The sequence below is a fragment of the Bacillus sp. ISL-75 genome (genome assembly GCF_018613095.1).
The window spans coordinates 1-6116 of record NZ_JAGGQX010000105.1 but is presented as its reverse complement, the minus strand read 5'-3'; the positions used below and the strand labels follow the sequence as shown (position 1 = coordinate 6116).

Annotated in this window: 6 protein-coding genes; 5 read left to right on the top strand and 1 reads right to left on the bottom strand. The window is 38.5% G+C overall.

Going from position 1 to position 6116, the window contains the following annotated elements:
- Window positions 1-282 precede the first annotated feature (282 nt).
- Both J7E63_RS29435 and J7E63_RS29430 read left to right on the top strand, forming a co-directional pair.
- Window positions 283-657 (top strand): MerR family transcriptional regulator, encoded by a 375-nt coding sequence (locus tag J7E63_RS29435; protein WP_215018931.1) that lies wholly within the window; start codon window positions 283-285, stop codon window positions 655-657.
- 197 nt (window positions 658-854) lie between these two features.
- Complete coding sequence (locus J7E63_RS29430; RefSeq protein WP_215018929.1) at window positions 855-1979, top strand: NADH-dependent flavin oxidoreductase; 1125 nt, start codon at window positions 855-857, stop codon at window positions 1977-1979.
- A 277-nt stretch (window positions 1980-2256) separates the two neighbouring features.
- Here the strand turns inward: J7E63_RS29430 and J7E63_RS29425 are convergent, their stop codons facing one another.
- On the bottom strand, window positions 2257-2715 hold the full coding sequence (locus J7E63_RS29425) for a MerR family transcriptional regulator (RefSeq protein ID WP_215002367.1): 459 nt from the start codon (window positions 2713-2715) through the stop codon (window positions 2257-2259).
- A gap of 592 nt (window positions 2716-3307) precedes the next feature.
- On the opposite strand from J7E63_RS29425, the gene J7E63_RS29420 reads away from it, so the two are divergent.
- The 3 genes from J7E63_RS29420 to J7E63_RS29410 all read left to right on the top strand — a co-directional run.
- Window positions 3308-4504, top strand: coding sequence for an MFS transporter (locus tag J7E63_RS29420; protein WP_215018927.1), 1197 nt, complete (start codon window positions 3308-3310; stop codon window positions 4502-4504).
- Window positions 4505-4609: 105 nt separating this feature from the next.
- On the top strand, window positions 4610-5332 hold the full coding sequence (locus tag J7E63_RS29415; protein WP_215018925.1) for an SDR family NAD(P)-dependent oxidoreductase: 723 nt from the start codon (window positions 4610-4612) through the stop codon (window positions 5330-5332).
- Window positions 5333-5770: 438 nt separating this feature from the next.
- Window positions 5771-6116 (top strand): aldo/keto reductase (locus J7E63_RS29410; protein ID WP_215018923.1); only part of this gene is annotated, 346 nt, incomplete at its 3' end.

Below are 6116 nucleotides of genomic sequence, written 5' to 3'. Positions count from 1 at the left end.
CGCTTCATGGATGGCTAACGGGGCAGGTTACTTGAATAAGGAATCGGAAAATATAGTATAGAAAACTCGCCAATATACCTGTGGCGAGTTTTGATTTTTTGTATGCCTATATCAAAGTAAAACAACTGTCATTTTAGTTTATAACTTTGGGAAAGCACCTCATAACGGGCAGAAGAATTATAAATTTTTGACTTAGAGTGAACTCTAAGTATTACTCTTACTTTGTGTCACATTAATATAGAAAGAAGAAATAGACAAATCAGAATTAATGGAGGGGTTTTATTGACATATTCTATTGGAGAATTTTCTAAAATCGTTGGGTTAAGTGAACATACATTGAGGTTTTATGAAAAGGAAGGGTTAATAAAAGTAAACAGAGACGATAACAATGTCAGAATCTACTCGGATGAAAATAAATTATGGATTGAATCTTTGCTCCACCTAAAAAATACGGGGATGTCTCTAAAAGACATGAAGCAATTTGCGATGTGGGGGCATATTGGAGATGAAACAATGGAAGAACGGTTAGCTTTACTTAAAAATCATCGAAAAAAAGTAGTGGAGGAATTTGAGAAGCTTCGTCAAAGTTTAGAGCATCTGGATAATAAAATTAATTTTTATGAAAATGAATTAGGAGACTGTTTCTCTAAAAATTAAGCAGCCAGTTGTTTTTTTCATTTGCGTCTTTTTGATAAACCTCGTACAGACAGCTTTCGAAAACGTCTTTTTATCGAAAAAATAAAAATAAAAACACTTGCCTTAGAGTACTCTCTAAGGATTAACCTATTTTTGCACCATTTTATACACCTTTACAAAATAGTGCAAAACTAATAGAACAAGAAAGAGGTTAAAAAATGAACTCAAAATATAGCAACTTATTTGCACCATTTACATTTAAAAATGGTATCACCATAAAAAATAGAGTCGTTATGGCACCAATGACAACTTGGAGCAGTAATGATGATTACACCGTTTCAGATGAAGAAGTAGAATATTATAAAAAAAGAGTCAATGGAGTAGGACTTGTTATCACAGGATGTACTCATGTTCAACCAAACGGTATAGGTTTTACGCATGAATTTGCAGCTTATGACGATCAATTTATTCCAAGTCTACGGAAATTGGCGGATGCGGCGAAAAGTGGAGGAGCTCCTGCGTTACTTCAAATTTTCCATGCAGGCAACAAAGCACTGCCATCTTTAACTCCAAATGGTGAGGTGGTCAGTTCCAGTGCTGTAGAGACTGAAGCTACAGCATTTGCTCCTTCAGTATTACCTAGAGAACTTTCAAATGATGAAATACTGGAAGTAATTCGTGCGTTTGGAGAAACAACCAGACGAGCTATTGAAGCTGGTTTTGATGGTGTTGAAGTTCATGGTGCACACGGATTTCTACTTCAAAACTTCTTCTCTCCTTTCTTCAATAGACGTGAGGATGAATGGGGTGGCTCTCTAGAAAATCGTTTGCGTTTACCATTGGCAGTCATTCAGGAAATGAAAAATGTGATTAAGAATCATGCAACAAAGCCGTTTATTTTCGGATACAGAATATCACCTGAAGAACAAGGCGGTTATGGGATGGAAGATGCCTATGAATTAATTGACCGTCTGGTTGAACAGGATTTGGATTACATCCATGTATCGCTTGATGATGTATCTTCAAAACCAAGAGGTATTGAAGATGGAAAAACACGGCTTGAATTAATTGTTGAACATGTAAACGGCAGAGTTCCTGTAATGGCTGCAGGATCTATGGTAACTGCTGATGATGTTGCATCTGCATTAGATAAGGGTATATCCCTAACAGCAGTTGGTCATACGTTAATCATGAATCCAGACTGGGTAGAAAAGGTTCAGAATGGAAAAGAAACTGAAATTAAGACAGCAATTAAGACTTCACAAGTGAGCGAACTTGAGCTTCCAGAAAAACTTTGGGGGATAATTCAAGCTTCAGGTCCATGGTTTAAGATCGAAGATTAAAATTGAAAAGAAAAGAAAAGTTACTGTTTTTCAGCCCCGCTTTTTTTGGGGCTGCTTATTTGGTATTTAAGACATTAATACAATCAAAATGGAGATTGAATTCTAAGCTTGAGAAGCTTTGTACTTAAACAAACTGGGTGCTTTAGTTAAGGAGATGATCGCTGCGGCGGTCATTTTTTCTTGTTGAATTAAAGCAGCAGAATAGTTTAAGTGTACATCTTCACAAAGTTAACAAGTCGATGCCCTAATAAGGAACATCGACGTGCGGTATCAATAATTAATGAGTAATCGGCTTTTTATCATTTAACAACAAAGGGCAGGTCGAATTAACAATTTTATTTTTTTGCCAATTGGAAGGATTTGTGTCATCTGGGATTATACCATTTATAATGTCACGGTAGTGTTTCTCTTTATTAGTAATATATTCTGCCATTGATTTTATTTCTTCTAATTGAGCTAGAACTAATTCTTTTTGCTTTACTATTATTTCATATCGGTCCTGAATAGTAGTACCGCCTTCCAAACACAGGTCTACATATTTTTTGATATCTTCTACTGACATACCACATTTTTTTAATTTTTTTGCACCTGAAAGCCATTGTATAGAGTCGTCATTAAAGATTCGATTATTATTTTTATCACGTTGTAAACTTGGAACTAATCCCTTATCAGTATAAAAGCGAACAGTGTGTTGAGTTAAATCAAGTAATTTGGCAACTTCTTTTACAGTGTACATGTTAGCCCTCCTTATATTTCAATGACATATTTAATATTATATAATTGGCTTCGTGTAACACGAATATTGTAAAGTGATAATACTTTAATTTCTTACGATTGTAAACCCCATATGCTGTTCAAAAAAATGGATTTCGTATTCTTGACTTCGTGTAACACGAAGGGTGTATAGTAACAAATGTTAAAGGTTCTGAATTAATCTCATAATAAATCATGTAGGTTAAGGGAGCTCACAAAAGAATTTAAATAGAGAATTACTACAGAATTACAAAGGAGGGTAATAAAAGTGATTAAAACTATTGACCTCGTGTAACACGAAGGTGTTAAAGTGATAATACTTTAAGTTCTCAAGATTGTAAACCCCAAATGCAGAACAAAAAAGTGAATTTTAAATTATTGACTTCGTGTAACACGAAGGTTGTATAGTTACAATTGTTTAATACTCAAATTATAAATTCTTATGATAAGTCATGCCATGTAAAGCAATTTATAAGAAAAGCAACTTAAAGAAGTATTAAAAAAAGTGAAATAAACAGTTGCGACAGTATATTAACGAGGCTGTCACAGCCGTTAGATTATTAGGAGGTTTCATCATGTCAAAAATATCCACCAACTCCGATCGCCGGATGACCCCGGCGAAAACAATCATCTTCGCGATTGCCGCAGGGCTGGCAGTCGGGAATCTTTATTTGTCTCAACCGCTGTTCCAGATTATCGCCTCGTCTCTCGGCGTCTCATCATCGACCGCTGCGATGCTGGTAACCGTCACCCAGTTTGGATACGCGCTTGGGATATTCCTCCTAGTGCCACTAGGTGATGTTCTTAATTTACGTCGGCTAATTCCACTGATTCTGAGTCTATCAGCAGTGATGCTTATGGTCTCCGCCATAGCACCGACTTTCTCCGTCCTACTAGCAGCGCTCGGCGGCTTAGGATTGACCACTGTCTCTGCACAGCTTCTGACTCCATTAGCCAGTGAACTGGCTGAGCCTGAGCGACGTGGACGAGTAGTCAGCACGGTCGCTTCGGGAGCTCTAATCGGTATTCTACTTTCACGCACTATTAGCGGCTTAGTAGCCGATCTTCTCGGGTGGAGGGCGATATTTGAAATTGCAGCAGGTGTCGCAATTATTCTTGCTGTCATACTGTACAAAATCATTCCGCCACGCGAACCACGCGAACATATTTCCTACCCACGTCTTTTAGGATCAGTGTTCACCACCGTGGCACGTCATCGTGCAGTGACCCCGACGTTGGTCATTTCCGCAGCGAACTTCACCGTGTTCTCACTGTTTTGGACATCATTAACTTATCTGCTAACAGCGGAGCCATTCTCTTACTCGGCAGGTCAGATAGGGCTCTTGGGACTTGCTGGCTTAGCTGGTGCTCTTGCTGCAAGGCGTGCAGGTGTCTTGCACGACCGTGGCTGGTCCGTTCCTGCTGCAGGAGGCGCCTTAGCGTTACTCGCATTGTCACTGATTGCGGCTTGGGTTTTGAAAAGTTCAATCATTGGACTGATTATCGTTGTTATTGTCTTAGATATCGCTACGCAGACCAACCTTGTTTTGGGACAGACCCGTCTCCTCGCTCTTCCTGGTTCTGCACGAAGCCGTCTGAACACGGCTTTCGTAGTGAGTAACTTTCTTGGAGGTGCGATAGGTTCGGTCATTGCTGGTCCACTTTGGGCATTCGGCGGTTGGACCGCGATTATGGTCGCTGCCCTGGTCATTACCCTCGTTGGACTCATCATCTGGTCCGCTTTACGTACCCGCCTGTCCGACGCGACTTGATTAATGGATTGTATGAAAAGTAGAGTCCTAAAGGGAGGTGGTGGCTTCATTGATAATTTGCTGGATTTGTTAAAAACAGGTAAATAAATTTGGAGGTGAATGAAAATGGCAAAAATTTTCATTTCAGGATCGTCAACAGGTCTTGGTGCATTGGCAGCTAAAGAGCTAATTGCTCAAGGAAATGAAGTAGTTTTACATGCACGCAATGAAGCTCGTGCAAAAGAGGCTTTAAAAGAAAATCCTGGTGCTACTCAGGTGGTCATTGGAGACCTGGGAAAGAAAGAAGAAATTCTCTCAGTGGCTAAACAAGTCAATCAATTCGGTCGATTTGATGTCATTATTCATAATGCAGGAGTTTACACGACAGATGCTCGTTTAACCTACACAGTGAATATTGAAGCGCCTTATCTTTTAACTAGCCTTATTGAGAAACCTAAACGGATTATTTATGTCTCATCTGGCATGCATCGCGGCTCTAGATTGAACATTGATCAATTAGAACAAGAAACAGATTATTCAAGTTCCAAATTAGCCTTGTTATTACTGATGAAAGCGGTCAGTCGTTTATGGACAGATGTCCTTGTCAATGCAGTTGATCCTGGCTGGGTGCCAACTCGTATGGGTGGTGCAGGCGCAAATGATTCTCTTGAAGGTGGCTATTCCTCACAGGTTTGGCTAGCTAGTGGTGAGGATAAAAATGCCTTGAGCTCAGGGAATTATTACTACCATAAGAAGCTTTCTCGTTATGATGAAAGAGTAGAAAATATTGACTTGCAAAATCAACTGCTAGCCAAATTAGAAGAAGCAACACAAATAAAATTATATTAGCTATGCTGATTTTGCTAGTGCGCTAATTGATATTTTGGAAAATGGTTCTTATGTTCGTCAAAGAATGACAATTGTTGGTGATGAACAGTAAAAATTGAAAAGTAGTTCAGCGAGTATTCGTGCTTGCTGAACTCAGATAATAGGAAACAAAGAAGATGAACAAAGAATTTCTTAGGGGTAACAATTGGTACAGCAGTAGGTGGATGATTAAATATCAGGAATGTGCACGCAATATATCGTATTAGGAGGATTATTATTCTTGCTATTGGGCTTAGCGTCTATTGTTCTGAGTCGCTACATGTTCAATCCTAAAACAAAACAACTTGCTAGTTAAGATATGATCAGTAACTTTAAAAAAATGATAATAGACATTGTGTAAAAATGAACTTGAACTATGGGTTCGTTACTCTAAGGCTTAAGAATATAGGAGGATTTTATATGCAAAAAGTAATTTTGAACAATGGTGTGGAGATGCCTATTCTCGGTTTTGGTGTTTATCGGATTGAAGATGCAAATGAATGTGAACAGGCTGTTTATGATGCCCTTATGGCAGGCTATCGTCTGATTGATACGGCTGCTGCATATCTAAATGAAGAATCGGTTGGCAGAGCAATCAAACGGAGTGATGTGCCAAGAGAGGAAATATTCATTACTACGAAAGTATGGATTCAGGATGCCGGTTATGAGAATACAAAAAAAGCATTTGCAAAATCAATAGAAAAATTACAAGTGGATTATTTGGATTTGTATTTAATTCATCATCCTTTTGGTGATGTATACGGTT

Bases quoted from the DNA above. Each gene is read 5' to 3' on its own strand.
- J7E63_RS29420 (WP_215018927.1), top strand. From the start codon at position 3,308: ATGTCAAAAATATCCACCAACTCCGATCGCCGGATGACCCCGGCGAAA.
- J7E63_RS29425 (WP_215002367.1), bottom strand. From the start codon at position 2,715: ATGTACACTGTAAAAGAAGTTGCCAAATTACTTGATTTAACTCAACAC.
- J7E63_RS29415 (WP_215018925.1), top strand. From the start codon at position 4,610: ATGGCAAAAATTTTCATTTCAGGATCGTCAACAGGTCTTGGTGCATTG.
- J7E63_RS29430 (WP_215018929.1), top strand. From the start codon at position 855: ATGAACTCAAAATATAGCAACTTATTTGCACCATTTACATTTAAAAAT.